Origin of the sequence: Burkholderia mycopellens (assembly GCF_964265025.1) — a bacterium.
Lineage (GTDB): Bacteria > Pseudomonadota > Gammaproteobacteria > Burkholderiales > Burkholderiaceae > Burkholderia.
The window spans coordinates 654,254-680,323 of record NZ_OZ183803.1; the positions used below are offsets into that span (position 1 = coordinate 654,254).

Annotated in this window: 25 protein-coding genes; 17 read left to right on the forward strand and 8 right to left on the reverse strand. The window is 66.6% G+C overall.

Annotation, left to right across the window (positions count from 1 at the left end; genetic code table 11):
* Positions 1–51 precede the first annotated feature (51 nt).
* From ACPTTC_RS21205 to ACPTTC_RS21220, 4 genes are all read right to left on the reverse strand, one after another.
* Positions 52–1,305 (reverse strand): M20/M25/M40 family metallo-hydrolase, encoded by a 1,254-nt coding sequence (locus ACPTTC_RS21205; RefSeq protein ID WP_423393779.1) that lies wholly within the window; start codon positions 1,303–1,305, stop codon positions 52–54.
* Between the two features lie 79 nt (positions 1,306–1,384).
* Positions 1,385–3,097 carry a M36 family metallopeptidase gene (locus ACPTTC_RS21210; protein ID WP_423393780.1) on the reverse strand — a complete coding sequence of 571 codons (1,713 nt, stop codon included), beginning with the start codon at positions 3,095–3,097 and terminating at the stop codon, positions 1,385–1,387.
* A gap of 489 nt (positions 3,098–3,586) precedes the next feature.
* Positions 3,587–4,531 carry a GlxA family transcriptional regulator gene (locus ACPTTC_RS21215; protein ID WP_423395692.1) on the reverse strand — a complete coding sequence of 315 codons (945 nt, stop codon included), beginning with the start codon at positions 4,529–4,531 and terminating at the stop codon, positions 3,587–3,589.
* A 127-nt stretch (positions 4,532–4,658) separates the two neighbouring features.
* Entirely contained in the window at positions 4,659–5,621 is a 963-nt protein-coding gene (locus ACPTTC_RS21220; RefSeq protein WP_423393781.1) for a helix-turn-helix domain-containing protein, read from the reverse strand.
* 242 nt (positions 5,622–5,863) lie between these two features.
* Here ACPTTC_RS21220 and ACPTTC_RS21225 point away from each other — a divergent pair, with 242 nt between their 5' ends.
* Genes ACPTTC_RS21225 through ACPTTC_RS21255 form a run of 7 tightly spaced genes read left to right on the forward strand, consistent with a single transcriptional unit; the run spans position 5,864 to position 11,369 of the window.
* Entirely contained in the window at positions 5,864–7,021 is a 1,158-nt protein-coding gene (locus tag ACPTTC_RS21225; protein ID WP_423393782.1) for an amine dehydrogenase large subunit, read from the forward strand.
* Between the two features lie 7 nt (positions 7,022–7,028).
* Positions 7,029–7,583 carry a MauE/DoxX family redox-associated membrane protein gene (locus tag ACPTTC_RS21230; RefSeq protein WP_423393783.1) on the forward strand — a complete coding sequence of 185 codons (555 nt, stop codon included), beginning with the start codon at positions 7,029–7,031 and terminating at the stop codon, positions 7,581–7,583.
* On the forward strand, positions 7,580–8,206 hold the full coding sequence (mauD, locus tag ACPTTC_RS21235; RefSeq protein WP_423393784.1) for a methylamine dehydrogenase accessory protein MauD: 627 nt from the start codon (positions 7,580–7,582) through the stop codon (positions 8,204–8,206). Before ACPTTC_RS21230 ends, mauD begins: the two co-directional genes overlap by 4 nt.
* Before the next feature lie 39 nt (positions 8,207–8,245).
* The gene (locus ACPTTC_RS21240) at positions 8,246–8,791 is read left to right on the forward strand and encodes a methylamine dehydrogenase light chain (protein ID WP_423393785.1); all 546 of its coding nucleotides are present in this window, start codon (positions 8,246–8,248) and stop codon (positions 8,789–8,791) included.
* Entirely contained in the window at positions 8,788–9,288 is a 501-nt protein-coding gene (locus ACPTTC_RS21245; RefSeq protein WP_423393786.1) for a c-type cytochrome, read from the forward strand. The genes ACPTTC_RS21240 and ACPTTC_RS21245 overlap by 4 nt, the downstream gene beginning before the upstream one ends.
* On the forward strand, positions 9,288–9,830 hold the full coding sequence (locus tag ACPTTC_RS21250; RefSeq protein WP_423395693.1) for a c-type cytochrome: 543 nt from the start codon (positions 9,288–9,290) through the stop codon (positions 9,828–9,830). Before ACPTTC_RS21245 ends, ACPTTC_RS21250 begins: the two co-directional genes overlap by 1 nt.
* A 33-nt stretch (positions 9,831–9,863) precedes the next feature.
* Positions 9,864–11,369 (forward strand): aldehyde dehydrogenase family protein, encoded by a 1,506-nt coding sequence (locus ACPTTC_RS21255; protein ID WP_423393787.1) that lies wholly within the window; start codon positions 9,864–9,866, stop codon positions 11,367–11,369.
* Positions 11,370–11,551: 182 nt separating this feature from the next.
* On the opposite strand, the gene ACPTTC_RS21260 is transcribed toward ACPTTC_RS21255, so the two are convergent.
* The gene (locus ACPTTC_RS21260) at positions 11,552–13,135 is read right to left on the reverse strand and encodes an isocitrate lyase (protein WP_175971580.1); all 1,584 of its coding nucleotides are present in this window, start codon (positions 13,133–13,135) and stop codon (positions 11,552–11,554) included.
* A 609-nt stretch (positions 13,136–13,744) separates the two neighbouring features.
* Here ACPTTC_RS21260 and ACPTTC_RS21265 point away from each other — a divergent pair.
* The 6 genes from ACPTTC_RS21265 to ACPTTC_RS21290 all read left to right on the forward strand — a co-directional run bounded on the left by ACPTTC_RS21265 (position 13,745) and on the right by ACPTTC_RS21290 (position 19,473).
* Positions 13,745–14,698 (forward strand): choline ABC transporter substrate-binding protein, encoded by a 954-nt coding sequence (locus ACPTTC_RS21265; protein WP_069260569.1) that lies wholly within the window; start codon positions 13,745–13,747, stop codon positions 14,696–14,698.
* Positions 14,699–14,777: 79 nt separating this feature from the next.
* Positions 14,778–15,707 (forward strand): 3-keto-5-aminohexanoate cleavage protein, encoded by a 930-nt coding sequence (locus tag ACPTTC_RS21270; protein ID WP_175953135.1) that lies wholly within the window; start codon positions 14,778–14,780, stop codon positions 15,705–15,707.
* 87 nt (positions 15,708–15,794) lie between these two features.
* The gene (locus ACPTTC_RS21275; RefSeq protein WP_226196130.1) at positions 15,795–16,760 is read left to right on the forward strand and encodes an L-carnitine dehydrogenase; all 966 of its coding nucleotides are present in this window, start codon (positions 15,795–15,797) and stop codon (positions 16,758–16,760) included.
* 12 nt (positions 16,761–16,772) lie between these two features.
* Positions 16,773–17,261: a thioesterase family protein gene (locus tag ACPTTC_RS21280; RefSeq protein ID WP_423393788.1), complete on the forward strand. Its 489-nt coding sequence runs from the start codon at positions 16,773–16,775 to the stop codon at positions 17,259–17,261.
* A 33-nt stretch (positions 17,262–17,294) separates the two neighbouring features.
* Positions 17,295–18,251 (forward strand): alpha/beta hydrolase, encoded by a 957-nt coding sequence (locus tag ACPTTC_RS21285; RefSeq protein WP_423393789.1) that lies wholly within the window; start codon positions 17,295–17,297, stop codon positions 18,249–18,251.
* Positions 18,252–18,273: 22 nt separating this feature from the next.
* Positions 18,274–19,473, forward strand: a complete 1,200-nt coding sequence (locus tag ACPTTC_RS21290) for a TauD/TfdA family dioxygenase (RefSeq protein WP_423393790.1) — start codon at positions 18,274–18,276, stop codon at positions 19,471–19,473.
* Positions 19,474–19,675: 202 nt separating this feature from the next.
* On the opposite strand, the gene ACPTTC_RS21295 is transcribed toward ACPTTC_RS21290, so the two are convergent.
* From ACPTTC_RS21295 to ACPTTC_RS21305, 3 genes are all read right to left on the reverse strand, one after another.
* Positions 19,676–19,972 carry a DUF4148 domain-containing protein gene (locus ACPTTC_RS21295; protein ID WP_175953140.1) on the reverse strand — a complete coding sequence of 99 codons (297 nt, stop codon included), beginning with the start codon at positions 19,970–19,972 and terminating at the stop codon, positions 19,676–19,678.
* 214 nt (positions 19,973–20,186) lie between these two features.
* Positions 20,187–21,173 (reverse strand): oxidoreductase, encoded by a 987-nt coding sequence (locus ACPTTC_RS21300; protein ID WP_423393791.1) that lies wholly within the window; start codon positions 21,171–21,173, stop codon positions 20,187–20,189.
* Positions 21,174–21,340: 167 nt separating this feature from the next.
* Complete coding sequence (locus tag ACPTTC_RS21305; protein WP_175953142.1) at positions 21,341–21,631, reverse strand: DUF3331 domain-containing protein; 291 nt, start codon at positions 21,629–21,631, stop codon at positions 21,341–21,343.
* 660 nt (positions 21,632–22,291) lie between these two features.
* On the opposite strand from ACPTTC_RS21305, the gene ACPTTC_RS21310 reads away from it, so the two are divergent.
* From ACPTTC_RS21310 to ACPTTC_RS21325, 4 genes are read left to right on the forward strand one after another with little or no spacing between them, the layout of a single operon-like run.
* Positions 22,292–23,056, forward strand: coding sequence for an SDR family oxidoreductase (locus ACPTTC_RS21310; RefSeq protein ID WP_423393792.1), 765 nt, complete (start codon positions 22,292–22,294; stop codon positions 23,054–23,056).
* Positions 23,057–23,097: 41 nt separating this feature from the next.
* Positions 23,098–23,940 (forward strand): ureidoglycolate lyase, encoded by an 843-nt coding sequence (locus ACPTTC_RS21315; RefSeq protein ID WP_089426870.1) that lies wholly within the window; start codon positions 23,098–23,100, stop codon positions 23,938–23,940.
* Positions 23,941–23,963: 23 nt separating this feature from the next.
* Complete coding sequence (locus ACPTTC_RS21320; protein ID WP_423393793.1) at positions 23,964–25,241, forward strand: L-fuconate dehydratase; 1,278 nt, start codon at positions 23,964–23,966, stop codon at positions 25,239–25,241.
* 43 nt (positions 25,242–25,284) lie between these two features.
* Entirely contained in the window at positions 25,285–26,061 is a 777-nt protein-coding gene (locus ACPTTC_RS21325) for an SDR family oxidoreductase (RefSeq protein WP_423393794.1), read from the forward strand.
* Positions 26,062–26,070: the final 9 nt, after the last annotated feature.

Genomic DNA, 26,070 nt, shown 5'->3' on the forward strand with positions numbered 1-26,070 from the left:
GCTTCCTTCATTTCCGCACCGATCGACGGACGAACGAGCGGCAACGCGCCGTCAGGGTTTCGCGACCGTACCGCCATCCCCGCCGAGATCGACCGCATAGGCGAGCGCCAGCTTGCCGAACTTCAGCGCGTGGTTCGCCTGGCGATCCGAATTCTCCAGCGTGTCGTTCACGGTATGGATATACGGGCTGTCGTTCTGGTCGGCCTCGAACGGGAACGACGCCGGATACCCTTGCGCATTCCACGATGCGTGATCCGAGCACGCATACCCGCACTGCGACGTGCCGATCGCGAGTTCCGGCAGGTAGGTCTTCGCCAGATTCGTCAGGTAGGTGTTCTGCGCCGCATTCGTGTAGTCGGTGATCAGGTAGATGTCCTTCGGATCGCCCTTGTAGTTCGTCATGTCGAGCTGCAGCACGCCGACCACGTTCGCATTCTGCGCGCGGAACTGCTTCGCGATCGCCTTCGAGCCGAGCAGCCCGGCTTCCTCGGCCGCGTATCCGACGAACTTGATCGTCCGCTTCGGCTTGTAGTTGTTCGCCAGCAGCACGCGCAGCGCTTCGGTCAGGCTCGCGATACCCGACGCATCGTCATCCGCGCCGGGCGAGCGCGTGTTCTCCGTCGTGCGGCCGACCGTCGAATCGAGGTGGCCGCCCAGCACGATGGTGCCCGCGGCCGGATCGCTGCCACGGATCGTCAGGATTACGGATTTCTGCGGAAAGCCCGTGTGCGCGAACTGCTCGACGGTGACGTCGGCGCGCGAACCCGCCAGCTGCTTCCACTGCAGTGCGAGCCAGTCCGATGCGGCGACACCGTGCGACGTCGTGTAGTAGCGGTTCGTGAAGCCGGACAGCGACGTGATCGTGCCGACGATGTTGCTGGCTTGCAGCTGCTGGATCCACGTGCCGATCTGCGGCGCGTTCGATACCTTGTACACGGCGGCGGTGGCCTGTTTCGCGAGCGTCGGCGGCAACGGCTGCAGTGCCTGGCGCGCTTCGTCGAACGAGTCGTGCACGACATAGCCGGGCCCGTGGCCGCGGGTATGGTGAACGGCGTGGGCGAGCTCGCCGAGTCGTGAATCGTCGATTTCGACGACGTGAACGGTTTCGCGGCGCGCCGCGCCGTCAGCCGTCTTGCCGGCGTCGAGGGTCGTGCTGGTTTGCGCGGCGGCGCCGGCGTCGATCCGCTGCAGCTGGCGGAACGCGGCGTCACCGAGTGTGATCCACACCGGCGTCGCATGTGCGGCGGCGGTCAGCAGCATGCCGCCCAGTGCGACGCTCAGGCGGCTCAGTTTCAGAGTAGGCATGTTCGATCTCGTGAGGATGGCGATGTCGGGGAAGAGGGCGTGCCGCAGGCCGTGCGATGCGCCCCCGCCTGCTGCGGAATTACGACTTCTTCGGTACGGTCACGCCGTACGTGCAACTCTGGTTGTACGCATTGCCGATCGCGGTGAGTTGCGCGTTGCTGTAGCCGAGCGCGGATGCGGCGGTCAGCACGGCCTGCGCGGCGGCCTTCTGGTTGGTCGAGCTGTTGGTCATCGACAACCCTTTCAGGAACGCCTTGTCCATCGCCTGCGCACCGATCGCGTCGCGTGCGACGAGGTTGCACGAGGCCCAGTACTGGCCGGCCGTATGGATCTCAGCGCCGCGCGCCTGCGCATAGGTGCGCCCGACGTTCCAGTTGGTCACGCGGCCGCCCCAGAACTCGTTGTGGCCGTCCCAGTTGTAGACCCAGTGGTACTGCGCATCCGTCGGGCTCCACTGGTTGAAGTCGCGGCTGTAAGCGGCGGCGAGATAGTCGCCGGTGCCTTCGGACAACCCTTCCTGCTGCGACAGCCCGCCGTTCGTCACCCAGTCGTGGATGCCGTGGCCGAGTTCGTGGATCACGACGTCCGCATCCTCCGCATCGTCGACGCCGCCTTGACCGAAGGTCAGTCGGCCGCTGCTCGACGAGTACGACGAGTTGTCGTCGCCCGATTCGCCGTGCGGGTCGTACTGCACGCCACCCGTGTACTGGTACGGCAGCGCCTTGATACCGAGCGTCTGGTTCACGTAACGCAGGAACGTGTCGATGTGGTAGTACGCGTTCACGGCCTCGAAAAACAGGTTGCCGCGCGTGAACTCGAATGCGGGCGTCGACTGCACGGGGCACGCCTTGTCGAGCGGCGCATCGAAATCGACGCATACCGCGTACGGGCCCGACAGCGAGTAGCGTGCGCCCGACTGCGCGAGATCCTTCAGCGTCACGCGTACGCGCGCCGCGGTGAGTTGCGACGAATCGGCGTCGTTGCTGTCCTTGTAGCCGGTGCTGCCGTAGCTGCTCCTGGTCGGCGATAGCGGATCGGGCCGGAACACGAAGCCCGTGCCGTCGGTCGCGTAGAACGCCTTGTCCTCGGCGCGCAGCACTTCGCCGCTGCCCGAGTCGATCAGCAGTTCCCAGTCGCCTTTCGGACCGTCGTTCGGGCGGCCGCGCACCTTCCATGCGGTATGCGTGCCCGTCTTGTCGACGAACGCGACGAGCTGCGCATCGAGGTTCGTGAAGCCGCTCACGCCGAGATACGCGCGTGCGCGGTCGAGCGCCTGCTGCTGGTCGACGGCCTGCGACTTGCGCGACGTCGCCACCACGCCGTTGATCGTGTTGCTCGCGACGTACAGGATGCGGCCATCCTTCGCGACCGTCACCGCGATGTCGCTGCCGTACACGGGCAATCCGGCCGCCTGCTGCTGCAGGCGCACGACGGTGAAGTCGGCATCGTTGCGCTCCGACGTGACGACGAGGCTCGCGAGCGCTGTCGTGTCGAGCCCGAGCTGCGTGGCCTGCGACGCGACGAAGTCGCGCGCGGTGGCGGCAGGCGTCGTGGCGGCTTTCTTCGCGCGATATGCGGGGTTGTACAGCGTGACGGCGACGCCGTCGGGGCGAAACTGCCCGGCGGCCGTATCGGCCTTGGCGGCCGGCGGCGCGACGCCGCGCGTCAGGCTTTCGCGCAGGCTCGTTGCTTGCGGATTCGAGACTTTCGTATCGGCCGCGGTGCCGCCGACGATGCCGAAACCGAGCGCGAGACCCAGGGCGAGCGGCAGTGCTTTGCGTGATGTCTGCATACGTGATCCTCATCTCAACGGTTGGACACGCCCGCGCGTTCGTGGCGCGCAGGCACGACACGGCCCGCGCGCCGATTCGATGGAACCGGCGCGGCGCAGCGGTGTTGGGGTGTCGACTGACTAAGGAATGCTAAATGTCAGGTCGAAAAGAAACAGGCGGGCGAAGAGCGGGGGGAGCGGACGAAGAAGCGAACGGCAGGCAGGTGCGGCGACGGCGAATCGAGCATCGTCATGTCATACCCCTCGGATCGGATCGATATCGGTTGATAGCCCGCGTAGTGCGATGCGCGTCTGGACGCAGCATGCATGTCGTTAGGCTACCTATCTAACTTTTTTTAGTATGTTACAGAATATTTTCAGCGACATTCCAATTTATTTTCGATGACCGCTTCGGTTCGTCGATCAATCGCCTGAATTGTTCAGCGAGCGGCGGGAAACGCTGCCGGAACGTGCAATACCGCGCTGGATTGTGCTTGAAACCGGCGACGATCAGCGTGTCGCGCGCCGGTCGTTGCGCGGGCTCAACCCGAATCGCGTGCGATACGTGCGCGAGAAATGCGACGGCGATTCGAACCCGCACGCGACGCAAACCGATGTGATGCTCATGTCGGTCTGCTGCAGCAGTTCGCGTGCGCGATCGAGGCGCAGGTTCAGGTAGAAATGCGTCGGCGTGTCGTTCAGCGTCGCGCTGAACAGCCGTTCGAGCTGGCGGCGCGTAATCGATACCTCTTGTGCGAGCGCATCGGACCCGAGCGGGTTTTCCATGTGCCGCTGCATCGTGCCGATCACCTGGATCAGCTTGCGGTTGTGCACGCCGTAGCGCGCGGCGATCTCGAGCCGCTGGCTGTCGGAGCGCTGCCGGATCCGGCTGACGACGAACTGCTCGGAGATCGCTGCTGCGAGATCGGCGCCGTGCCGCCGCCCGATCAGGTCGAGCATCATGTCGATCGACGCGGTGCCGCCCGCGCACGTGATGCGCCGGTCGTCGATCTCGAACAGCTCCTGCGTCGCGTTCAGGCCGGGGTAGCGTTCGCGGAATGCGGCCAGCGCTTCCCAGTGCAGCGTGAGCGGTTGCGACGCGTCGAACACCCCGGCTTCCGCGAGCACGAAGCTGCCCGTGTCGATGCCGCCGAGCGTTGCACCATGACGGTGCTGGCGGCGCAGCCAGTCGCCGATCGCGCGCGTGTAGCACACGAGCGGATCGAAGCCCGCGACGACGAACACCGTATCGACGTTGCCGACCTCCGCGCACGCGGCTTCGGCGGCGACCGGAATGCCGTTGCTCGCGGCGACGGGCGCGCCGTCGGCGCTGATCACGTGCCAGCGATAGAGCTCGGCGCGAAAGCGGTTCGCGACGCGCAGCGGTTCGACCGCGGACATGAAGCCGAGCGCGGAGAAGCCGGGCAGCAGCAGGAAGTGGAAATCCTCGGGCATCGGGGCAGGGGATGGGATCCGGTGGTCGTCGCGCATCGTGCGGGGCGGCGAGCGGACAGGTAGGCGCCGTGGCCGGCTCGCGCGCGCCGAACGGTCAGCGGGAGATTATCGCGGGTTTTGCGCGCCTTCAGCGCGTTTTTGCGCCGCGCACGGCCCGGCGCGCGGTGGTCGACGGCAACTCGCCGAACTGCGCCTTGTACGCGTTCGCGAAATGCCCGAGGTGGATGAAGCCCCAGCGCGCGGCCGCGTCGCTGATCGGCAGCTCGGCCTGCCTCGTATCGAGCAGCATCCGCCGCACTTGCGACAGGCGCAGCGAGCGCACGTAGTGCAGCGGGCTCGTCTGCACGACCGACTGGAAGCTGTTCTGCATCGTGCGCCGGCTCACGCGCAACTGTGCGCACAGGCTCAGCACGTCGACCGGCGCTTCGGGATGGCCGATCACGTAGTCGTGCACGCGGCGCACGATGTCGGCGCGGCACGCGTGCGTGAGGCGGTTCGACGGTTCTGGAATCCTGTACGTAAGGAGATCGATGAGCACGTTGCCGATCTCGCCGCGCAGTTCGCGCTGCGCGCGCGCGTCACGGTACGTATCGGGCGCCGACAGCACATGTTCGAGTTGCGTGGCGATCTGCACGCTCGCGCGCATCAGCACGGCGGTGGGCATGTCGACGACTCCACGCCGCAATGTGGCTTCGTCGACGTGGACGTCGGCCGCGTCCTCGACCTGCAGGATCAGTTCGCGATCGGCGACGACACCGATCAGCGACATGTCGTCGGGCGAATGTAGCTCGAACGGCGCACCGCCGCGCGCCATCACCATCGTGCCGCGTTCGATGCGCATGCCGCCGAATGCGAACGCCCCCGAACCCGTGAGCGGCATGCCGAACACCGTATGGTCGTGCGGCAATCTTCCGCGCTGGGTGATGCGAACGTTGGCGGCTTCCTGGAACAACTGCACGCCGTCCAGCACCGCATGCTTGACCGTGCTGCGATACACGCCGGCGCCGATCTGGTCGTAGCGCTGGTTCCAGCCGCGCAGTGCCTCGGCATGCCGGTCCGCGTTGTCGAACCTTTCGTGAAACACGAACACAGCGCCTCCAGGTGCGTCGATCAGAACCGCGCAAGATTAAACCGACCGCGTGGTCGGCGCAACAAGGGGGCGCTATTCCGCGCGCATTTTTCAGAGGGTCGGAAGCCTCCGGCCGACGCGGCTTTCAGGCGGGTTTCCAATATCCCGAATCGGCACGCACGCGGTGCCGGTCCGGGTGCTGAGCGGATTTATTGTCGACCTACAGTCGCTCCACATAACGTGATTCCCCCACAGGAGGCGACATGAGGACAAGGCGACGAACCGCGGTGCTTGCGGCGACGCTGGCGTTCGCGGCGGCATGGGCCGGCAGCGCGACCGCGACGGAAAAACCCGAGGAACTGGTCGTGCAGAAGATGTCGCCGTGGCATCCGCACGAGGTCTACATCGTCGACATCTCGATGCCGTCGATGACCGACGGGCGCATCTACGTGTACGACGCCGATGCGAAGAAGCTGCTCGGCCAGATCGACGGCGGCTTCGGCCCCGGCTTCGCGATTTCGCCCGACCACCGGACGAGCTTCGTTGCGACGACCTACTTCTCGCGCGGCTCGCACGGCACGCGCACCGATGTCGTTGAATTGACCGACAACACGACGCTCGATCACGCGGGCGAGATCGTGATTCCGGCGAAGCATGCGCAGCACGTGCCGTCGCCGTACAACACCGCGTTCAGCGCGGACGGCAAGCGGTTGTACGTCGCGAACATCACGCCGGCCGCGTCGGTGACGGTGATCGACACGGTGTCGAACAAGGTGCTGTCGGAGATCGACACGGCGGCCTGCGTGCTCGCATATCCGTCGGGCAACGACCGCTTCACCGCGTTGTGCGAAAGCGGCAAGGCGCTGACCGTCACGCTCGACGCGAACGGCAAGGAAACGAAGCGCACGATGTCGGATGCGTTCATCGACGTCGACAAGGATCCGGCCTTCGTGAATGCGTCGCGCTACCAGGGCGGCTATCTGTTCACGACGTACGGCGGCAACGTGCGCGGCGCGGATTTCAGCGGCGACAAGCCCGCGTTCGGCAAGCCGTGGCCGCTCTTGACGGATGCTGAGCGCGCCGAAGGCTGGCGCCCGGGCGGCATGCAGCAGACGGCCGTGCAGGCCAGGCAGAACCGCTATTACGTGCTGATGCACAAGGACGGCGACGGCTCGCACAAGGATCCCGGCACGCAGGTGTGGGTGTACGACCTGAAGTCGAAGCAGCGTGTCGCGCGCTGGGATCTCGCGCAGCAGAAGGTCGATCCGCTCGTGTCGATCCAGGTCAGCGAGGACGACAAGCCGCTGTTCTACGGGCTGACGGCGACGTCCGACCTCGTCGTGATGGATGCGCGCACCGGCAAGCTGCGGAACATCGAGAAGCAGATCGGCAACACGTCGTCGCTGCTCGTCAACCCGTGAGGCCGCGATGACGCTCGATCCCGTACTTGCCACCAGCGCGCAGGCCGGCGCTGCCGTCGTCGTGCTGCTCGGCGCGTTCGCGAAGATGCGCCGGCCCGCCGCGTTCGGTCAGGCGCTCGCCGGCTACCGGCTGCTGCCCGATACGCTGACCGCGCCCGTCGCGTTCGCGATTCCGCTCGCGGAAGCCATCGGCGCCGCGGCGCTGCTGTTTCCCGATACGCGCACGGCCGGCGCGATCGGCCTGATCGCGTTGCTCGCGGCCTTCGCCGCAGCGATTGCGATCAATCTCCTGCGCGGTCACACCGACATCGACTGCGGCTGTTCCGGCTTTGCGGCGGCGCGCGCGGACGCACCGCTCGGCATCGGCTGGCTGCACGTCGGGCGTGCGCTGCTGCTCGCCGCGCTGGCTTCGACCGCGCTCGTCGAACCGGGCGCACGCGCGGTCGTGTGGTTCGACTACCTGACGCTGTTCTTCTCCGTGCTGCTGATCGTCTGCGCGCTGCTCACCGTCGACGTGCTGCTCGCCAATGTACCGCGCCTTTCCCACCTGAGGAATTCATGATGCAAACCGCTCTCACCGTTTCCACCGCCCTGCTGTGGGTGGCCGTCCTCGCGCTCGGCGCGATCTGCCTCGCGCTGGTGCGCCAGATCGGCATCCTGTACGAACGCATCATGCCGGCCGGCGCATTGATGATCGACAAGGGGCCGGCGGTCGGCGCGATCGCGCCGACGTTCGAACTGACCGACATTCGCGGCTCGCAGGTGAAGGTCGGCGGTATCGATGCGTCAGGCAAGGCAACGCTGCTGTTCTTCCTGTCGCCGACGTGTCCCGTCTGCAAGAAGCTGCTGCCACTGCTGCCGTCACTGCAGGCGAGCGAAGCGACGCCGATGAACATCGTGCTCGCGAGCGACGGCGATGTCGACGAACACACGCGCTTCGCGCGCAAGCACGATCTCGGGCGCTTCCCGTACGTGCTGTCCCAGGAGCTCGGCCTCGCATACCAGATCGGCAAGCTGCCGTATGCGGTGCTGCTCGACGAAACCGGCACGGTGCGCGCGAAGGGGCTCGTCAACACGCGCGAGCATCTCGAGAGCCTGTTCGAAGCGAAGGAGCGCGGCGTCGCATCGCTGCAGCAGTTCGTGCACGGCGATCACCGCCACGACCCGCATGCGCAGCACGCATGACCGGCCGAACCTCTATCAACGTCAACGGAGAACAGCGACATGGGCCTGTTTGATTCATGGTTCGAGCGGTCGGCGCGCGGCGTCGCGCAGCACAGTTCGCGGCGCAGCGCGATGGCGAAGCTCGGCAAGGTGCTGGTGGGATCGGCGATGCTGCCGCTGCTGCCCGTCGATCGCACCGCCTATGCGGCCGATGCGGCATCGGGTGCGTCGGCGGCGTCCGGCGGCGCGGCATCGGGGGCAAGCGACGATCCGATGAGCTGCGACTACTGGAAATACTGCGCGATCGACGGCTGGCTGTGCAGTTGCTGCGGCGGCACGTCGAGCAGTTGCCCGCCGGGCACGACGCCTTCGCCGATCACGTGGATCGGCACGTGCCGCAACCCCCACGACGGTTCGGACTACATCGTGTCGTACAACGATTGCTGCGGCAAGACGTCGTGCGGCAAGTGCTTCTGCAACCGCAACGAGCGCGAGAAGCCGCTGTACAAGCTGTCGCTGAACAACGACATCAACTGGTGCATGGCCAACGACAATTCGAACTACCACTGTTCGGTTTCGGTTCTGCTGGGAGCGGCAAAGCAATGAAAGGGAAGCAAGCAGGCACGTTCATCGGCGCGTGCGTGACGGCCGTGGCGGCATTCGCGGTGGCAGGCGCCGCCGGCGCGCAGGAAACCGTGCATTACCCGGCGGGCAAGAGCCTGTTCGACGCGCAGTGCGCAGTGTGTCACCAGGCGGGCGGCAAGGGGCAGGACGGCCTCGCGCCGCCGCTGACCGAGTATCCGGGCAAATACGCGACGGCCGAGCCGGGGCGTGCGCAACTGGTCGCGACGCTGCTGCACGGGATGTTCGGCGAGATCCAGGTGCGCGACAAGCACTACAACTTCAAGATGCCGTCGTTTGCGAGCGTGAGCGATGACGATATCGCGCACGTACTCAACTACGTCGTGTTCGATCTCAACGTGCAGCACGGCGATGCGAAACCGTTCACGGCGGCGGATATTCGCGTGGCGCGCGCGAAGGCGATGGATGGCACGGCCGTTCATGCGCAACGCGAAGTGGTCGTCAAGGGGCTTGGCCTGTGATGCCCGCGTGCGCGTTCCGTGTTGGCGATGCCGCGCCGCGCACGCGGCGCGCGGTGTCATCGTGGCTCGGTAGCGCGTCGCATCGCCTGTCGTCGCTGCTGATGCTGGCCGGGATGGTCGCCGGTTTGGCCGCGGCGCCTGCACATGCCGACGGCGCGGCCGACGCGGCGCTCGCGCGGCAGCACTGGGTGCTCAACTGCATGGGCTGCCACACGGCGACGGGCGGTGGTATCCCCGGCAAGGTTCCGCCGCTCGCCAATTCGCTCGGCTATTTCACGCATCTGCCGGCCGGGCGCGAGTACGTGATGCGCGTGCCCGGCGCGTCGAACTCGGCGCTATCGGACCAGGATCTGGCCGACGTGCTCAACTGGGTACTCGCGACCATGAACCGCGATGCGCTGCCGCGCGACTTCAAGCCTTATACGGCCGCCGAAGTCGCCGCGCACCGCCGCCCCGCCTTGTCCGACGTCGCGACCGTGCGCGCCGGCCTCGTTCGCGCGTTGCAGGCACGCGGGATCGACGGCGTCGCGGATCGCTACTGACTGACCCATTCAGCAAATCGAGGAGGATCGAAGATGGAGACGAACGACAATTTCCCGCTGCTCGACGCCACGCGCGCGTTTCTCGCGAAGCCGAAGAAGATGCTGATCGGCGCCGAGTGGCGCGACGCGGCGTCGGGCCGTCAGCTCGACGTCGTGAATCCGGCCGACGGCACTGTGCTGGCGCGCGTGCCCGAGGCAGACGAGCACGACGTGCAGCAGGCCGTCGCCGCCGCGCGGCGCGCATTCGACGCGGGGCCGTGGCGCACCGCGAAGACCACCGACCGTGAGCGCCTGCTGCTGGCGCTCGCCGACCTGATCGAAGCGAACGCGCGCGAGCTGGCCGAGATCGAGTCGCTCGACAACGGCAAGCCCGTGATGGTGGCGCAGGGGCTCGATGTCGCGATGGCCGCGCAGTGCTTCCGTTACATGGCCGGCTGGACGACGAAGATCGAGGGCAGCGTGATCGACGCCGGCATGCCGTACATGCCGGACAGCGAGATCTTCACCTATACGCGCAAGGAACCCGTCGGCGTGGTCGGCGCGATCATTCCGTGGAACTTCCCGCTGCTGATGGCCGCGTGGAAGCTTGCTCCCGCGCTGGCCACGGGCTGCACCGTGGTGTTGAAACCTGCGGAAGATACGCCGCTCAGCGCGTTGCGGCTGGGCGAGCTGATTCAGGCGGCCGGGTTTCCTGACGGCGTCGTCAATATCGTGACCGGTTACGGTCACACGGCCGGCGCCGCGCTGTCGCGCGATCCGCGCATCGACAAGATCGCGTTTACGGGCTCGACGCAGACGGGCAAGACGATCGGCCACGCGGCGCTCGACAACATGACGCGGATGTCGCTCGAACTCGGCGGCAAGTCGCCGGTGATCGTGCTGCCCGACGCCGATCCCGACAAGGCCGCCCTGGGTGTGGCGAACGCGATCTTCTTCAACCAGGGGCAGGTGTGCACGGCCGGGTCGCGCGCGTACGTCCATGCGAAGGTGTTCGACGACGTGATCGAGCGCGTCGCGAAGATCGCCGCGAGCCTGAAGATCGGCCCGGGGATGGATCCGTCGACGCAGATCGGCCCGCTCGTCTCGGCGAAGCAGCGCCAGCGCGTGTGCGGCTATATCGACTCGGGCTTCGGCGAGGGCGCCCGTGCTGCCGCGGGCGGCCGCGCGATCGACGGCCCCGGCTTCTTCGTCGAACCGACCGTGCTGGTCGACACGACGCAGGCGATGCGCGTCGTGCGCGAGGAGATCTTCGGGCCGGTGCTCGTCGCGATGCCGTTCGACGACATCGAGACGGCCGTGCAACTCGCCAACGACACGCCTTATGGCCTTGGCGCGAGCATCTGGTCGAACGATCTTTCCGCGATTCACAAGCTGATCCCGCGTATCGAGGCCGGCACGGTGTGGGTCAACTGCCACTCGCTGCTCGACAACGCGATGCCGTTCGGCGGGATGAAGCAGTCGGGCTTCGGTCGCGAACTCGGCCGCGCGGTGATCGACCAGTACACGGAAAGCAAGTCGGTGATGATCAACTACGCATGAGCGTCGCGGCGGGTGCGCGCGCTGCCGGTGGTGCGGCATTGCGCGCATCCGGCGGCGGCATGCGAACACGTCACGCACGAACCAACACCACCCCGAGAATGAAGCACGCCGCAAGTTGTGCCGCCGGACAAAAAAAACGCCAACCCGGCCGGGTTGGCGTTTCGCTTCGGCGATGACCGGTATCAGAACTGGTTCATCGTGTTGTCCTTGCCTGCCGCCTTCAGCGCTGCTTCGCCGCTGAAGTATTCCTTGTGATCGTCACCGATGTCCGAGCCGGACATGTTCTGGTGCTTCACGCAGGCGATACCCTGACGGATTTCCTTGCGCTGCACGCCGGCCACGTAGCCCAGCATGCCTTGGTCGCCGAAGTATTCCTTGGCCAGGTTGTCGGTCGACAGCGCGGCGGTGTGGTACGTCGGCAGCGTGATCAGGTGATGGAAGATGCCTGCTTCACGCGATGCATCGGCCTGGAACGTGCGGATCTTCTCGTCGGCCAGCTTGGCCAGTTCCGTCTCGTCGTATTCCACGCTCATCAGCTGCGCACGGTCGTAGGCGGACACGTCCTTGCCCTCGGCCTTCATCGCGTCGTACGCCTGCTGACGGAAGTTCAGCGTCCAGTTGAACGACGGGCTGTTGTTGTACACCAGCTTCGCGTTCGGGATGACCTTGCGGATCTCGCTGACCATGCCGCCGATCTGTGCGATATGCGGTTTTTCGGTTTCGATCCACAGCAGGTCGGCGCCGTTTTGCAGCGCGGTGACGCAATCCAGCACGCAGCGCGCTTCGCCCGTGCCGGCGCGGAACTGGAACAGGTTGCTCGGCAGGCGTTTCGGACGCAGCAGCTTGCCGTCGCGCTTGATGACGACGTCACCGTTGCCCAGTTGGTCGGCCGACAGTTCTTCGCAGTCGAGGAAGGAATTGTATTGGTCGCCCAGGTCGCCCGGCGTGTTGGTCACGGCGATCTGCTTGGTCAGGCCGGCGCCCAGCGAGTCGGTACGGGCCACGATGATGCCGTCGTCCACGCCCAGTTCCAGGAACGCGTAGCGGATCGCGCGGATCTTCGCGAGGAAATCCTCGTGCGGCACGGTGACCTTGCCGTCCTGGTGGCCGCACTGCTTCTCGTCGGACACCTGGTTTTCGATCTGGATGCAGCACGCGCCTGCTTCGATGAATTGCTTGGCCAGCAGGTACGTGGCTTCCGCGTTGCCGAAACCGGCGTCGATGTCGGCGATGATCGGCACGACGTGCGTGACGTGGTTGTCGATCTTGTCCTGGATCGCGGCCTTCGCGGCAGCATCCTTGGCGGCGTCCAGCTCGCGGAACAGGCCGCCCAGTTCACGGGCGTCGGCCTGGCGCAGGAACGTGTACAGCTCGCGGATCAGCGCGCTGACCGAGGTCTTTTCGTGCATCGACTGGTCCGGCAGCGGGCCGAACTCCGAGCGCAGCGCGGCAACCATCCAGCCGGACAGGTACAGGTAGCGGCGTTCGGTGCTGTTGAAGTGCTTCTTGATCGAGATCATCTTCTGCTGGCCGATGAAGCCGTGCCAGCAACCCAGCGACTGCGTGTACTTGGTCGGGTCGGCGTCGTAGGCGGCCATGTCGGCGCGCATGATCTTCGCGGTGTACTTGGCGATGTCCAGGCCCGTCTTGAACTTGTTCTGGGCACGCATGCGGGCGGCGTACTCAGGGTTGATCGCATTCCACGCGCTGCCGTGGTTTTCTTTCAAACCGGCAACTGCCTTGATGTCATCTTGATACTGGGCCATGTCAATCTCCTGGGAGCAAAGCGCGTTTGAGTAACTGGTTGAGCGTGCCCGCTACGTCTGTCGAAGCGAACTGCATGGACAAATAGTAACGCCGCCCGTCGAGCTTTTGGCGATGTCTTATATAAGACATAAGACATTATTTTCTCTTGTTTTTCAATGAGATACGTTGCGGTTTTTGCGATGTAAAACATGTTTTCAAGCGACGAAAAGGCTGCGGCGCGAGAATTCGGCGTAGATTCCGCAATGCGAAATGCCCTTTCGGCTGCTGGAGACCGGGCCAGCTTCACACGTGCCCGTGACACCCGTTCGTCGGGGCGGCGCGAGCGCCTCGGGGCCGAAGCCGCACCGGCCCGCCGTTTCGTCCGGGCCGAGTCGAAAATATCGCGCCGCATGTGGACAAGCTGAATCCATCTGTCTTTCCCACGAAAACCCCGCCCACCAAGCATCTCGGGAAACCTAGTGGTTTCCACTCATAGTCGCAAACAGTCAAGAACAGGTCGCCGCCGGTCTTCTCGCGGCCAATATGGCTCGTTACTTTTACTCCCACGATGCAGGCCGGGCACACCCCGCGCACCGGCTGCCGCGAGTCCCACCGGGAGGAAACGAACCATGAAGTCGACGAAGATCGCCGCGCTTGCCGCGGCCGTGCTGGCGACCGGCGCGTTCACACACGCCGCGCTTGCCGAAACGGATGCCGCGACCTGCCGCACCGTGCGTTTCGCGGATATCGGCTGGACCGACATCACGTCGACCACGGCGCTCGCGTCGACCGTGTTCGAGGCGCTCGGCTACAAGCCGACCACGACGATCGCGTCGGTGCCGATCTCGTTCGCCGGCCTGAAGAGCAAGCAGCTCGACATATCGCTCGGCTACTGGTGGCCCGTGCAGCAGAAACAACTCCAGCCGTTCCTCGACAGCAAGTCGATCAACGTCGTCGAGCCGCCTAACCTGTCGGGCGCGAAGGCGACGCTCGCGGTGCCGAGCTACGAATACCAGGCCGGCCTGAAGACCTTCGAGGACATCGCGAAGCACCGCGCGGAACTCGACGGCAAGATCTACGGGATCGAGCCGGGCAGCAGCGCGAACGCGACGATCCAGAAGATGATCGACACGAACCAGTACGGGCTCGGCGGCTTCAAGCTCGTCGAATCGAGCGAGGCCGGCATGCTGGTGACGGTCGAGCGCGCGATCCGCGAGAAGAAGTGGGTCGTCTTCCTCGGGTGGGAGCCGCATCCGATGAACATCCAGCTCAGCATGAACTATCTCTCCGGCGGCGATGCGTCGTTCGGGCCCAACTACGGCGAGGCGCGCGTGTACACGCTCACCGCGCCCGACTTCATTTCACGCTGCCCGAATGCCGGCAAGCTCGTCACGAACCTGCGCTTCTCGACGCAGCTCGAGAACCAGTTGATGCAGTCGGTGATGAACAAGACGAAGCCGGCCGAAGCCGCGAAGGCGTACCTGAAGAAGAATCCGCAGGTGCTCGATCCGTGGCTCGCGGGCGTCAAGACGTTCGACGGCAAGGACGGGCTGCCGGCCGTGAAGGCGTATCTCGGCCTGTGACGACCCGCGCGCATCCACTGGTGCGCCCCGACGAAACCCCCGCAATGCGACACAACCCGATTCAAGCGAGGCAACCAGCATGAACCACGAAGTCATCATCACCTGCGCCGTCACCGGCGCGGGCGATACGGTCGGCAAGCATCCGGCGATTCCGGTCACGCCGAAGGAGATCGCGGCCGCCGCGATCGAGGCCGCGAAGGCCGGTGCGACGGTGGCGCACTGCCACGTGCGCGATCCGCAGACGGGGCGCGGCAGCCGCGACCCGAACCTGTATCGCGAAGTGGTCGACCGCATCCGCTCGGCCGACGTCGACGTGATCATCAACCTGACGGCCGGCATGGGCGGCGATCTCGAGATCGGCCCCGGCGAGGACCCGATGCGTTTCGGCAAGGGCACCGACCTGGTCGGCGGCCTCACGCGCCTCGCGCACGTCGAGGAACTGCTGCCCGAAATCTGCACGCTCGACTGCGGCACGCTGAATTTCGGCGATGGCGACTACATCTACGTGTCGACGCCCGCGCAGTTGCGCGCCGGCGCGAAGCGCATCCAGGAACTCGGCGTGAAGCCGGAACTGGAGATCTTCGACACGGGCCATCTGTGGTTCGCGAAGCAGTTGCTGAAGGAAGGGCTGCTCGACGATCCGCCGCTGTTCCAGCTGTGCCTCGGCATTCCGTGGGGCGCGCCGGCCGACACGGGCACGATGAAGGCAATGGTCGACAACCTGCCGCCGGGCGCGCACTGGGCCGGCTTCGGAATCGGCCGCATGCAGATGCCGATGGTCGCGCAGGCGATGCTGCTCGGCGGCCACGTGCGCGTCGGCCTCGAAGACAACATCTGGCTCGATCGCGGCGTGCATGCGACCAACGGCACGCTCGTCGAACGCGCGCGCGAGATCGTCGAGCGGCTCGGCGCCCGCGTGCTGACGCCGGCCGAAGGCCGCCGCAAGCTCGGCTTGCCCGCACGCGGCGAGCGTCCGCTCGAACGCCGTGCGCTCGCCGAGTTTGCGTGAGTTTTTCCCCGACTGATTGATACGACGCGGCGGCACGCACAGGCGCGGCCGCCCGCCGATTTCCCCTGATTTGAAGGATGCATTGACATGGCTGTGAAGACCGACATCAAGACGTTCGCCGCCATCGGCACCGGCGTGATCGGCAGCGGATGGATTTCCCGCGCGCTCGCGCACGGTCTCGACGTGGTCGTGTGGGACCCCGCGCCGGGTGCGGAAGAACGGTTGCGCGCGAACGTCGCGAACGCGTGGCCTGCGCTCGAACGCGTCGGCCTCGCGCCGGGCGCCGATCCCGCGCGGCTGCGTTTCGTGGCGACGATCGAGGAATGCGTCGCCGATGCGGATTTCATCCAGGAAAGTGCGCCCGAGCGCGAGGCGCTGAAGCTCGAACTGCACGAGCAGATCAGCCGCGCGGCGAAGCCCGACGCGATCATCGCGTCGTCGACGTCGGGGCTGCTGCCGACGGATTTCTACGCGCGGGCGACGCATCCGGAGCGCTGCGTGGTCGGCCATCCTTTCAATCCCGTCTACCTGCTGCCGCTCGTCGAGGTGCTCGGCGGCGCGCGCACGTCGCCGGAAGCGGTCGAAGGCGCGATGGAGATCTATCGCACGCTCGGCATGCGGCCGCTGCACGTGCGCAAGGAAGTGCCGGGCTTCATCGCCGACCGGCTGCTCGAAGCGTTGTGGCGCGAGGCGCTGCACCTCGTCAACGAAGGCGTCGCGACGACCGGCGAGATCGACGACGCGATCCGCTTCGGCGCGGGCATCCGCTGGTCGTTCATGGGCACGTTCCTGACCTACACGCTCGCGGGCGGCGACGCGGGCATGCGACACTTCATGCAGCAGTTCGGCCCCGCGCTCGAATTGCCGTGGACGAAGCTGGTTGCGCCTACGCTGACCGATGCGCTGATCGACAGCGTCGTCGAAGGCACGACCGAACAGCAGGGCACGCGCAGCATCAAGGAACTCGAACGCTATCGCGACGAGTGCATCACCGAGGTGCTGAAGTCGATCGCCGCGGTGAAGGCGCGGCACGGGATGCGATTCGAAGACTGAGGACGAGAGACGATGACCGGCGATACCCCGCTGACGATTTACCGCGACGCGGTGCGGCCCGAATGGGTCGACTACAACGGCCACCTGCGCGATGCGTTCTATCTGCTGATCTTCAGCTTCGCGACCGATGCGCTACTGGATCGCATCGGCCTCGATGACGCCGCGCGCCGCGAGCGGGGCCGCTCGGTCTATACGCTCGAAGCGCACGTGAACTACCTGCACGAGATCAAGGAGGGCACGCAGGTGCGCGTCGACGCGCGCGTGCTCGCGCACGACGCGAAGCGGCTGCACCTGTATCTCGAGCTGTTCGCGGCCGGGCACGACGATGCGGTCGCGGCGAGCGAGCAGATGCTGCTGCACGTCGATACGCGCGATGGCGCGAAATCGGCGCCGTTCGACGACGACGTGGCTGCACGCGTGGCCGAGCTGCATGCGTTGCAGCGCGATTGCGCGGCGCCCGCGTATGCGGGCCGCGTGATCGCGCTGCCGCCGCGCCGTTAGCCGGCGCGAATCGTCAATCACGGAGCGCACACGATGCTCGAACCGGAAATCGCGACGTTCGTTGCAGCCGTCGACGCGTGGTATCCGGCCGATGCGGCCGCGCGCTCGCCCGGCGAGCAGCGCCGCCTGTACGACCGCTTCGCGGCCGAATGGACCCCGGCTGCGCTACCGGCCGACATCGTGCAGCAGGACGCCGTCTGGCAGGCGCCCGACGGCCGCGCGATCGGGTTGCGGCGCTACACGTCCGCGCACGGCGCGCCGCGCGGCACGGTGCTGTTCTTTCATGGCGGCGGCTTCGTCGTCGGCTCGCTCGACAGTCACGCGCTGATCACCGCGCAACTGGCGGCCGATACGGGGCTCGACGTGATCGCGGTCGACTACCGGCTCGCGCCCGAGCATCGCGCGCCGGCCGCGCTTGAAGATTGTCTGGAGGTCACGCGCGCCGCGCGCGATGCACGCTGGCCGTTCGGGCCGTGCGTGCATCCGCTGACGCTCGCGGGCGACAGCGCGGGCGGCATGCTTGCGGCGGCCGCGGCCACCGCGTTGCGCGATGCGGGCGAAGGCGGTGTCGACGGCATCGCGCTCGTCTATCCGATGCTCGGATTCGAACCGCAATCGCCCGCGCGCGAAACGGAGGCGCACGCGCCGATGCTGACGCTCGACGACGTCCATCGCTATCGCGCGCTGTACTGGGAAGGCGGCCTGTCCGATGCGCTGCGAGACGGCAACCCGCTGCTGCGCGCATCGGTGCCGCTCGCGGCTTCGCGTTTCGACGGCCTGCCGCCCGTGCTCGCGGTCGGCGCGGAGCACGATCCGCTGCGTGACGATGCGCGCGTGTACGTCGAACGGATTCGCGCGGCCGGCGGCGTCGCGCACTACTGGATGGGAGAGGGGCTGGTGCACGGCTGCTGGCGCGCGCTCGGAACGAGTCCGCAGGCGGCGCGGCTGCACCGGACGGTCGGCGGGTTTCTGCTCGCACCACACGCGTAGCGGGCGTTTCCGGGAGGCAACGATGCAGGCAGCGCAACAGCGTATCGAGGACTGGCGGACGTTTTCGGCGGACGCGGCCATTGCGGCGGCGGCGATTGGTGACGGCGCGGTGGACATCGAATGGAGCGACGCGCGACGATCGCCGTTTCATTTCGACTGGCTGCGCGACAACTGCGCGTGTTCCGCGTGCGTGCACGCCGTCACGCGTGAACAGGTGTTCGAGATCGCCGATGCGCGCGACGATCTCTCCGCGCTCGCGGTGCACGTCGAAACCGACGGTGCGCTGCATGTCGAGTGGAACGACGGACATCGCAGCGCGTGGTCGCCGGGCTGGTTGCGCGCGCATGCATACGACGACGCGTCGCGCGCGGAGCGCCAGGCCGCGCACGGTCGGCACGTGTGGGCCGGCGACGATGCGACGGCCATCGGCGTGTTCGCGTGGCGCGACGTGATGGAGGACGACGGCGCATTGCTCGCGTGGCTTGCCGCGTTGCAACGCACGGGGCTGACGCTCGTCGAAGGCGTGCCGGCCGAGCGTGGCCGTGTCGACCCGATCGCTCGCCGTGTCGGCCTGATCCGGGAGAGCAATTTCGGCGTGCTGTTCGACGTCGAATCGAAGCCGCGCCCGGACAGCAATGCGTATACGTCGCTGAACCTGCCGCCGCATACCGATCTGCCGACCCGCGAATTGCAGCCGGGCGTGCAGTTCCTGCATTGCCTCGCGAACGACGCAACCGGCGGCGACAGCGTGTTCCTCGACGGCTTCGCGCTTGCCGATGCGTTGCGGCGCGAGCATCCGGACGATTTTGAACAACTCGCGTCGACGCCGTTCGAGTTCTGGAACAAGAGCGCGAACAGCGACTACCGCTGCTCGGCGCCGGTGATCGGGCTCGATGCGCGCGGCAATGTCACCGAGGTGCGCGTCGCGAACTTCCTGCGCGGGCCGCTCGATGCGCCGGCCGGCTCGGTCGCGGCCGTCTATCGCGCGTACCGGCGGTTCCTCGCGCTGGCGCGCGAGCCGCGTTTTCGCGTGCAGCGCCGGCTGCGGGCGGGCGACATGTGGGCGTTCGACAACCGGCGCGTGCTGCATGCGCGTACCGAGTTCGATCCGTCGACGGGCCGCCGGCACCTGCAGGGCTGTTACGTCGATCGCGATGAGCTGCTGTCGCGGTGGCGGGTGTTGTCGCGGTCGGCGGTCGCTGCGGCCGCTGTGCCGCGTTGACGGGCGCGCCCGGCTTCATCATGCCCGCACGCCTACCTCGCAGATGAAAAAGCGCCCGGCCGCAAGGCGCCCGGGCGAAGCCACCCGTTGCCGGGCGGCGGAGGTATGCGTTTCATAAAAAAGGACGAGCCCCGCAAGGGGGCTCGTCCGGATTTTCCTGCTTCATCGCGCGACGCGCGGCGCCCGCCGGGGGCGCATCGGCTTACTGGCCGAAGAAGATCGAATCGCGTGCGTTCGACGATGCTGCCGGGGCGCCCGAGTGGACGGCCGGAGCCGGTTGCGCGCCGTAGCCGCTGGTGTCGGCACCATGAACACGCGCTTCTGCGCTCTGGATGTCGTTCGGGTAGTACGGGCTCGACAGGCCCGGCTTGTAGCCGGCTTGTTCGAGCTGGACCAGTTCGTTCTTCACTTGCGCGCGGGTCACGGTGCTTTGGGCGAATGCGCCAAACGAAGCGGACAGGGCGGCAGCGGCAACGACTGCGGAAACGAGCGATTTCATGATGACCTCCGGTGTTTTATTGAGTTCGCTCTCGACACCATGTCTTAAGCGATTGATCAAATCTTAGTCATCGGAAGGTTCAGGGTAAACGCTGATTTTGACGATAGATTGTTTCCTGGGCGGTAACAGTAACGCGCCGAATTAGTCTTTCAACCAGCTTTCTTCTCGGTTGGCGCAACAAGTGGGAAGACTATTGCGGACGGCGATGGGCGTTTCAGCGCGCCTCGGCCGCCGTGTCGAACGGCCGGTCCGGCGAGCGTCCGGCCGGCGCGCCCGAACTGAGGAAGCGCACGCCTGTCGCGGCTTCCGATGCTTCCCACAGCAGTGCCGCCGAGGCCACGTCGCGCGCCGCACGCGGCACGCTCGCGGGCGCCGGCAGCCCGCGCGACTCGAACCAGCCGGACGGTCCGATATAGGCGCCGCCGGCGAGATCGGGCGAGGTCGCGGCATGGATCGCGGGCAGCGCGCCCTGGTCGGCCGGTTGCGCGAGATAACGGTTCGCGGCACGCATCAGCGCGGCACGGGCGGGCGAGCTGTCCATCGCCGGGCCGGCGAACTGCAGGTTGGTCGCCGCGTAGCCCGGGTGCGCGGCCACGCTGATCCCGGCGAACGCCGCGCGCTCGAAACGGCGCTGCAGTTCGATCGCGAATACGAGATTCGCGAGCTTGCTGTCGCAATAGGCGAGATAACGGTTGTAGCGGTGCTCGGCGCGCAGGTCGTCGACGCGGATCCGGCCGCCGCGGTTGAGGCCGCTCGACATCGTCACGACCCGCGCGCGGCGCGCGGCGCGCAGCGCGGGCAGCAGGTGGCCGGTCAGTGCGAAATGGCCGAGGTGGTTGGTGCCGAACTGCATCTCGAAGCCGTCGTGCGTATGGCGCAGCGGCAGGAACATCACGCCGGCGTTGTTGCAGAGGATATCGACGCGGCCGTGGCGTTCGGCCACCTCGGCCGCGAAGCGTGCGATCGACGCGAGATCGGCGAGGTCGAGCGCGTCGACTTCGACGCGGGCATCGGGATGGAGCTGGCGGATCGCATCGGCCGCCTGTGCGGCGCGGGCCGCATCGCGGCAGCCCATCACGACCGTCGCGCCTTTCGCGGCCAGCGTTTCCGCCAGCTGCCAGCCGAGCCCGCTGTTGGCGCCGGTCACGACTGCGACCTTGCCGCCTTGCGCCGGGACGTGGCGCGCGCTCCATGCATGCATGTCTGCCTCCATCGGCGCGACCAGGCGGCCGCGGCGCGTAATCATTACATTGAATGGTGTAACGATAGTGCGCGCAGGCGTGGCAGACAAGCGGGGGAATTAGGCCGGTGCTTCTAGGGCCGGCGCATCGTGTGGCGGCGCGTGCCGCGACGCGCGGCCGGCAGGATTTACCTGCCGCCGGCCAGCGCGAGCACTTCGGCGGCGGAAATCATCGCGGCCGCGTTCGCGGGCGCCGGGCGTTCGGCCGGCCGGAAGACTTCGTCGCCGCGGTGGATGACCTGGCGCGACAGCGCGCAGGTGCCGGTGCGTTGCGCGAAGCGGCGGCGCCAGCGCTGTTCACCATAGTGACAGCGGCCAGGTTCGACCCAGCGGACGACGAGCAGCGTATCGGACTGTTCGAGGATTTCGACGTGGACGTCGGCGGGATCGAGCGCAGGCAGGGATTTGGAGGCCTTCATTTGCCGTTTCCTAAAGCTCGTGCGGTTTCGGCCTTGGCAGTGGATGTCACTACCCGATGGCGAATCCGTAGCGGTTTCCATGAGTGGTGCGCTAAATGTAAGCGTCTGTGACCGGAAAAAACATCCTGTCTGGCTCAAATTACCTTTTGCCGATTTAGAAACAATCCACGCTTATTTTCTTGGAAACCACAGACAAAAACGCCCCGGACGTGAAGTCCGGGGCGGGAAATCGGCCTGCGCGCCGTGTCTGCTCGCCCAGTCACGGAGCCCATCGCCGGGGGACGGAGGTGCCCGCAGGGATCGGACGCGGGCGGGGTGGCGATGGACCGGAAGCGCAGTCCGGTCGCCATGATGACGCGCGCATCCCGTTGAGACCCTGACGTGAACATGACTTTTTTGTCAGTTTGACGAGGTGCCGCGCTGGGATGTGTGCGGTAAACCGTCCGGAAGGCCCGCCGTATCGAGGCTGTGCGGGTCGCTGGACATGCCCCCTGGCGCCATCGAGCACCGAATCCTTGCTCAACCGCCCGATTTTGCCGCTCGGGTAAATACTGAATCCCGATTCCGTGACAAACACGCCATCCCTTCCTATGATTGGTTGGACCTTTAGTCCTTTGTGCCAATCGGCCGACGGGTGGCCGGATTTTTCGGGAGGTGCTCATGAGATTGCAGGGCAAACGCGCGCTGGTGACGGCGGCCGGGCAGGGCATCGGCCGCGCGACCGCGCTGCGGTTCGCGAGCGAGGGCGCCGACGTGCTGGCGACCGACATCAACGAAGCCGCGCTCGTGCGGTTGGAGGCCGACGCCGAACGCGCGGGCGGCCGGCTCGCCACGCGGCGGCTCGACGTCACCGATGCGCAGGACGTCGCGGCGCTCGCCGCGCGCGAGCGTGCGTTCGACGTGCTGTTCAACTGCGCGGGCTTCGTGCACCACGGCTCGATCCTCGACTGCGACGACGAAGCCTGGGCGTTCTCGCTGAACCTGAACGTCACGTCGATGTACCGGCTGATCCGCGCGCTGTTGCCCGCGATGCTCGAGGCTGGCGGCGCGTCGATCATCAACATGGCGTCGGCCGCGTCGAGCGTGAAGGGTGTGCCCAACCGCTTCGTCTACGGCACGACCAAGGCGGCCGTGATCGGGCTGACCAAGGCGGTGGCCGCCGATTTCGTCGAGCGGGGCATCCGCTGCAACGCGATCTGCCCGGGCACGATCGAATCGCCGTCGCTGGAGCAGCGGATCGCGGACCAGGCGCGCACGCGCCACGTGTCGACCGACGAGGTGCGCCAGGCATTCGTCGCGCGCCAGCCGATCGGCCGCATCGGCCGCGCGGAAGAAGTGGCCGCGCTCGCGCTGTACCTCGCGTCCGACGAAGCGTCGTTTACGACCGGCGCGATTCACCTGATCGACGGCGGCTGGTCGAACTGACCGCGCGTTCCCCTTCACGTTCCGTTTCCGCTCAAGACGACATGAAACTGCTGAGATTTGGCGACAAGCACCATGAAAAACCGGGCCTGCTCGATGCGCAGGGCCACATTCGCGACCTGTCCGGCGTGATCGACGATATCGCCGGCGATGTGCTGGCGCCGGCGTCGCTTGCGCGGCTGCGCGACATTCCGCCGTCGTCGCTGCCGCTCGTCGAAGGCACGCCGCGGCTTGGCGCGTGCGTCGGTCGCGTCGGCAAGTTCATCTGCATCGGGCTCAACTATTCCGACCACGCGGCCGAATCGGGGATGGACGTGCCGAAGGAGCCCGTCGTGTTCGGCAAGTGGACGAGTGCGATTTCGGGGCCGAACGACGACGTCGAGATTCCGCGCGGCTCGGAGAAGACCGACTGGGAAGTCGAGCTCGGCGTGGTGATCGGCCAGGGCGGCCGCTATATCGCGGAAGCCGATGCGCTGTCGCACGTCGCCGGCTACTGCGTCGTGAACGACGTGTCGGAACGTGAATTCCAGCTCGAACGCGGCGGCACGTGGGACAAGGGCAAGGGCAACGACACGTTCGGGCCGCTCGGCCCGTGGCTCGTGACGGCCGACGAAGTGCCCGATCCGCATGCGCTGCGGCTGTGGCTCGACGTCGACGGCCATCGCTACCAGAACGGCACGACCGCGACGATGGTGTTCCGCGTGCCGCACCTGATCAGCTACCTGAGCCGTTTCATGAGCCTGCAGCCGGGCGACGTGATCTCGACCGGCACGCCGCCGGGTGTCGGTCTCGGGCAGAAACCGCCCGTCTATCTGCGCGCCGGGCAGGTGATCACGCTCGGCATCGACGGGCTCGGCGAGCAACGCCAGCGCACCGTGCAGGCCTGATTTCCTTTCGCGGACGATTCGTCATGCCTATCATTCGATCGATGCGCGTCCTCGACGTGCGCTTCCCGACCTCGCGCCAGCTCGACGGCTCCGATGCGATGAATCCGGACCCCGATTATTCGGCAGCCTACGTCGTGCTCGAAACCGACCGCGACGGGCTCGAAGGTCACGGGCTCACGTTCACCATCGGGCGCGGCAACGAGATCTGCTGCGCGGCGATCGACGCGATGCGTCACCTCGTCGTCGGCCTCGACCTCGACTGGATTCGCGCCGACATGGGCCGCTTCTGGCGGCACGTCACGTCGGACAGCCAGTTGCGCTGGATCGGCCCCGACAAGGGCGCGATTCACCTGGCGACGGGGGCCGTCGTCAATGCGGTATGGGATCTGTGGGCGAAAGCCGAACGCAAGCCGCTGTGGCGGCTCGTCGCCGACATGAGCCCGGAGGAACTGGTGCGTGCGATCGACTTCCGCTACCTGACCGATTGCCTGACGCCGGATGAAGCGCTCGACCTGCTGCGCCGGCAGGTGCCTGGCAAGGCAGAACGGATCGCACTGCTCGAGCGCGACGGCTACCCGTGCTACACGACGTCGGCCGGCTGGCTCGGCTACAGCGACGACAAGCTGCGGCGGCTGTGCCGCGAAGCCGTCGAGGCCGGGTTCGAGTACGTGAAGCTGAAGGTCGGCGCGAACCTGGAAGACGACATCCGCCGCGTGACGATCGCGCGCGAGGTGATCGGCCCGGACCGCCAACTGATGATCGACGCGAACCAGGTGTGGGAAGTCGACGAGGCGATCGACTGGGTGCGCGAGCTGGCGTTCGCGCGGCCGTGGTTCATCGAGGAGCCGACGAGCCCCGACGACGTCGAAGGGCATCGCAAGATCCGCGAGGCGATCGCGCCCGTGCAGGTCGCGACCGGCGAGATGTGCCAGAACCGCGTGCTGTTCAAGCAGTTCATCGCGCGCGGCGCGATCGACGTCGTGCAGATCGATGCGTGCCGGCTCGGCGGCGTGAACGAGATTCTCGCGGTGATGCTGATGGCCGCGAAGTACGGGTTGCCCGTGTGCCCGCATGCGGGCGGCGTCGGGTTGTGCGAGTACGTGCAGCATCTGTCGATGATCGACTACATCTGCATTGCCGGCACGAAGGAAGGGCGCGTGACCGAGTACGTCGATCATCTGCACGAGCATTTCGTCGAACCGTGCGTCGTGCGCGGCGCGGCGTACATGCCGCCGACAGCGCCCGGATTCTCGATCGAGATGAAGCCCGAATCGCTGGAGCAATACCGGTTCCGCGGCTGACACGCGTCGAGCGTGCCGACAACATGAACGACGGAGACGCGAAGTGGATTTGAATCTGCAACACAAGGTCGTGATCGTGACCGGCGGCGCGTCGGGCATCGGCGCCGCGATTTCGATGCGGCTTGCCGAAGAAGGCGCAATTCCGGTGGTGTTCGCGCGCCACGCGCCCGACGAAGCGTTCTGGCGCGCACTCGTGCGCAAGCAGTCGCGTGCCGCGTGCATCTCGGTCGAATTGCAGGACGATGCGCAATGCCGCGACGCGGTTGCGGAAACGATCGCGCGCTTCGGCCGACTCGACGGCCTGGTCAACAACGCGGGCGTCAACGACAGCATCGGCCTCGATGCCGGTCGCGACGCGTTCGTCGCGTCGCTCGAACGCAACCTGATCCACTACTACGTGATGGCGCACTACTGCGTGCCGCACCTGAAGGCGACGCGCGGCGCGATCGTCAACATTGCGTCGAAGACGGCCGTCACCGGGCAGGGCAACACGAGCGGTTATTGCGCATCGAAGGGCGCTCAGCTCGCCTTGACACGCGAATGGGCCGTCGCGCTGCGCGACGACGGCGTGCGCGTGAACGCGGTGATCCCGGCCGAGGTGATGACGCCGCTTTACCGGAGCTGGCTTGCCGGCTTCGACGACCCCGACGCGAAGCTGGCCGGCATCGCGGGCAAGGTGCCGCTCGGCAAACGCTTCACGACGGCCGACGAAATCGCCGATACGGCCGTGTTCCTGCTGTCGGCGCGCGCATCGCACACGACGGGCCAGTGGCTGTTCGTCGACGGCGGCTATACGCATCTCGATCGTGCGATCAGCTGAGGGCGGTGC

Coding starts and splice junctions, on each gene's coding strand:
- ACPTTC_RS21205 (WP_423393779.1), bottom strand. CDS start 1,305: ATGCCTACTCTGAAACTGAGCCGCCTGAGCGTCGCACTGGGCGGCATG.
- ACPTTC_RS21210 (WP_423393780.1), bottom strand. CDS start 3,097: ATGCAGACATCACGCAAAGCACTGCCGCTCGCCCTGGGTCTCGCGCTC.
- ACPTTC_RS21215 (WP_423395692.1), bottom strand. CDS start 4,531: ATGCCCGAGGATTTCCACTTCCTGCTGCTGCCCGGCTTCTCCGCGCTC.
- ACPTTC_RS21225 (WP_423393782.1), top strand. CDS start 5,864: ATGAGGACAAGGCGACGAACCGCGGTGCTTGCGGCGACGCTGGCGTTC.
- ACPTTC_RS21230 (WP_423393783.1), top strand. CDS start 7,029: ATGACGCTCGATCCCGTACTTGCCACCAGCGCGCAGGCCGGCGCTGCC.
- mauD (WP_423393784.1), top strand. CDS start 7,580: ATGATGCAAACCGCTCTCACCGTTTCCACCGCCCTGCTGTGGGTGGCC.
- ACPTTC_RS21240 (WP_423393785.1), top strand. CDS start 8,246: ATGGGCCTGTTTGATTCATGGTTCGAGCGGTCGGCGCGCGGCGTCGCG.
- ACPTTC_RS21245 (WP_423393786.1), top strand. CDS start 8,788: ATGAAAGGGAAGCAAGCAGGCACGTTCATCGGCGCGTGCGTGACGGCC.
- ACPTTC_RS21250 (WP_423395693.1), top strand. CDS start 9,288: ATGCCCGCGTGCGCGTTCCGTGTTGGCGATGCCGCGCCGCGCACGCGG.
- ACPTTC_RS21255 (WP_423393787.1), top strand. CDS start 9,864: ATGGAGACGAACGACAATTTCCCGCTGCTCGACGCCACGCGCGCGTTT.
- ACPTTC_RS21260 (WP_175971580.1), bottom strand. CDS start 13,135: ATGGCCCAGTATCAAGATGACATCAAGGCAGTTGCCGGTTTGAAAGAA.
- ACPTTC_RS21265 (WP_069260569.1), top strand. CDS start 13,745: ATGAAGTCGACGAAGATCGCCGCGCTTGCCGCGGCCGTGCTGGCGACC.
- ACPTTC_RS21270 (WP_175953135.1), top strand. CDS start 14,778: ATGAACCACGAAGTCATCATCACCTGCGCCGTCACCGGCGCGGGCGAT.
- ACPTTC_RS21275 (WP_226196130.1), top strand. CDS start 15,795: ATGGCTGTGAAGACCGACATCAAGACGTTCGCCGCCATCGGCACCGGC.
- ACPTTC_RS21280 (WP_423393788.1), top strand. CDS start 16,773: ATGACCGGCGATACCCCGCTGACGATTTACCGCGACGCGGTGCGGCCC.
- ACPTTC_RS21285 (WP_423393789.1), top strand. CDS start 17,295: ATGCTCGAACCGGAAATCGCGACGTTCGTTGCAGCCGTCGACGCGTGG.
- ACPTTC_RS21290 (WP_423393790.1), top strand. CDS start 18,274: ATGCAGGCAGCGCAACAGCGTATCGAGGACTGGCGGACGTTTTCGGCG.
- ACPTTC_RS21295 (WP_175953140.1), bottom strand. CDS start 19,972: ATGAAATCGCTCGTTTCCGCAGTCGTTGCCGCTGCCGCCCTGTCCGCT.
- ACPTTC_RS21300 (WP_423393791.1), bottom strand. CDS start 21,173: ATGCATGCATGGAGCGCGCGCCACGTCCCGGCGCAAGGCGGCAAGGTC.
- ACPTTC_RS21305 (WP_175953142.1), bottom strand. CDS start 21,631: ATGAAGGCCTCCAAATCCCTGCCTGCGCTCGATCCCGCCGACGTCCAC.
- ACPTTC_RS21310 (WP_423393792.1), top strand. CDS start 22,292: ATGAGATTGCAGGGCAAACGCGCGCTGGTGACGGCGGCCGGGCAGGGC.
- ACPTTC_RS21315 (WP_089426870.1), top strand. CDS start 23,098: ATGAAACTGCTGAGATTTGGCGACAAGCACCATGAAAAACCGGGCCTG.
- ACPTTC_RS21320 (WP_423393793.1), top strand. CDS start 23,964: ATGCCTATCATTCGATCGATGCGCGTCCTCGACGTGCGCTTCCCGACC.